Raw genomic sequence first — 2,507 nt, forward strand, 5'->3', positions numbered from 1 at the left:
CTGCTGCACGTAGCGGGAGTCGGTGAGCAGGGTGCCGCCCGGCCTGATGATCGGCGAAAAGGAGTTGTAGGCCTCCTGGGTCAGGCACACCAGAATATTGGGCTGAGTGACCCCGGGGAAATTAATCTCCTCGGAGCTGATGATAATGTCGCTTCTGGTGGCGCCGCCGCGGGCAGCGGCTCCGTAGCTCTGCGCCTGAGTGGCGTTCAATCCCTCATGGATGACGGCGGCCTCGGCCAGGATGATGGCCGCGGTGATCACCCCCTGACCGCCGGAACCGGAAAAAACGAGTCGTGTCCTTTTTCTCATTGTGCACCTCCCATGGCGGTGGCCATCAGCTTGGCGTACTCCTCGCAGTATTCGCCGCGTGTTTCCTCAACAAAGATCCCCCGGGGAATCAGATCGGGATTGTTCTCCAGGGCCTTGGAACCCAGCTTGGCGGTGGTGTCCTTGTAGATCTCCAGCATATCGGGAGCCTCGCCTTCCTTGTTCTTGCGGCCGTAATGAGTGGGGCACTGGGAGAGGATTTCCACCACGGAAAAGCCCTTGTGCATGATCGCCTTCTTCAGATATTCCGTGGATTCCCGGGCATGATAGGTGGTTGAGCGGGCCACAAAGGAGGCGCCCGCCGCCTTGGCCAGCTTGACCACGTCGAACTCCTGGTCGATGGTGAGATACGGAGCGGTGGTAGCCTTCTTGCCGCAGCCTGACAGCGGTGAAAACTGGCCGCCGGTCATGCCGTAGATGCGGTTGTTCATGACAATGGCGGTCATGTCGATGTTGCGTCTGGCCGCATGGATGAAGTGATTGCCGCCGATGGCCAGGGCATCGCCGTCGCCCATGGGCACCAGCAGGGTCAGGGCGGGCTTGGAGAGCTTGACTCCGGTGGCAAAGGCCAGGGCCCGGCCGTGCAGGGTGTGCAGTGAATGGAAATCGACATAACCGGAAATCCTGGCCGAACAGCCGATTCCCGAGGTCATGACGATATCGTTTTTATCCAGCTCCAGCGCTTCCACGGCACGCAGCAGCGAATTGAGTACAATGCCGTGGCCACAGCCCGGGCACCACATATGGGGGAAAAACCTCTCCCGTAAATAATCTTGAACAGCCATGTTATACTCCTCTCCCCTGAATAACCCGCAGGAGTTGTTTAATATCTGATGGTGTGATCAGTTTGCCGTCGATGCGGTTGGTGAGAAAAACATTTTCCGGTTTATCGACGGCGCTTTTCACCTGGGCCAGTACCTGTCCCATATTCATCTCCACCACAATCACCGCTTTGGCGCCGGCGCATTTTTCCCGAACCAGGGCCGCAGGAAAGGGCCAGATGGACTGCAGTTCGAGAACCCCGATCTTCTCTCCCCTGTTTCTGCGGTTCTTGGCGAGATGGATGGCCGATCTGGCCGAGGAGCCGTAGGAGATCATGATATAATCGGCGTCTTCGAGATAGTGCTCCTTGAAGCGGGTGATGGCGTGGACGTTGTTTTCGATCTTGTCGACCAGGTGGTGGAGCAGCTCGTTGACCACCTTGGGATTGTTGGAAGGGAATCCCCACATATCGTGGAAAAGCCCGGTGACGTTGTAGCGGTGAACATCGCCGAAGTCGGACATCGGCAGCCGGCCGTCCTCGCGGGGCAGATAAGGATGATAATCGACACCCTTGCCCACCGAAGTGCGCAGCCGGTCGACGATGGGCAGCTCCTCTTCTTCGGGGATGATCAGCTTCTCGCGCATATGGCCGATGGCCTCATCGAGCAGGAGAACCACCGGAGTGCGGTAGGTCTCCGCCATATTGAAGGCATCGACGGTGACGCTGAAAATGTCCTGATGGTTGGAGGCGGTCAGGGCGATGATGGCATGGTCGCCGTGGGTGCCCCAGCGCGCCTGGTTGACATCTCCCTGGCTCACATGAGTGGGGTTGCCGGTGGAAGGGCCGCCGCGCTGCACGTTGACGATAACGCAGGGTATCTCCGCCATGCAGGCATAGCCGATGGCCTCCTGTTTCAGGGAAAAACCGGGGCCGGAGGTGGCCGTCATCACCTTGTGGCCGGTCAGTGAAGCACCGATGATGGCGCACATCGAGGCGATCTCGTCCTCCATCTGGATAAACTTGCCGCCCCGGTGGGGCAGCTGTCCAGAGAGAATCTCGGCGATCTCCGTGGAGGGGGTGATGGGATAGCCGGCATAAAAGTTCAGCCCCGCATAGAGCGCCCCTTCGACACAGGCTTCATTGCCCTGTACAAATCGTATATTATTTTTCATCGTCCTCTTCCTGTTCCGTGATCACCTCGACTGCAAGATCGGGGCATCGTAGTTCGCACATTTTACAACAGATACAGTCCTCGGGCCGTACGGCCGTGGCTTTATCCTTGCTGTCGAGTTCCAGGACCTTGGTGGGACAGAACTTGACGCAAATGCCGCAGCCTTTGCACCAGTCCCGATTGATAACAAGCTCTTTAAGTTTCTGCTTGGCCATGTATGTCCTCTTGGCGTTATTGTTCCCTAAA

At 58.0% G+C, this 2,507-nt stretch carries 4 protein-coding genes; all 4 read right to left on the reverse strand.

All coding sequences use genetic code 11. The annotated features are described in order from the left end of the window. Positions 1 to 309 (reverse strand): 2-oxoacid:acceptor oxidoreductase family protein (locus tag JWG88_RS21215; protein ID WP_205235819.1); only part of this gene is annotated, 309 nt, incomplete at its 3' end. Then, positions 306 to 1,112 carry a 2-oxoacid:ferredoxin oxidoreductase subunit beta gene (locus tag JWG88_RS21220; protein ID WP_205235820.1) on the reverse strand — a complete coding sequence of 269 codons (807 nt, stop codon included), beginning with the start codon at positions 1,110 to 1,112 and terminating at the stop codon, positions 306 to 308. The genes JWG88_RS21220 and JWG88_RS21215, both read right to left, overlap by 4 nt. A gap of 1 nt (position 1,113) precedes the next feature. Then, positions 1,114 to 2,262 carry a 2-oxoacid:acceptor oxidoreductase subunit alpha gene (locus JWG88_RS21225; RefSeq protein ID WP_205235821.1) on the reverse strand — a complete coding sequence of 383 codons (1,149 nt, stop codon included), beginning with the start codon at positions 2,260 to 2,262 and terminating at the stop codon, positions 1,114 to 1,116. After that, positions 2,252 to 2,507: 4Fe-4S dicluster domain-containing protein (locus JWG88_RS21230; protein WP_306793153.1), on the reverse strand; the 256-nt coding region annotated here is incomplete at its 5' end. The genes JWG88_RS21225 and JWG88_RS21230, both read right to left, overlap by 11 nt.

This window comes from Desulfopila inferna, assembly GCF_016919005.1.
GTDB classification, from domain to species: domain Bacteria; phylum Desulfobacterota; class Desulfobulbia; order Desulfobulbales; family Desulfocapsaceae; genus Desulfopila_A; species Desulfopila_A inferna.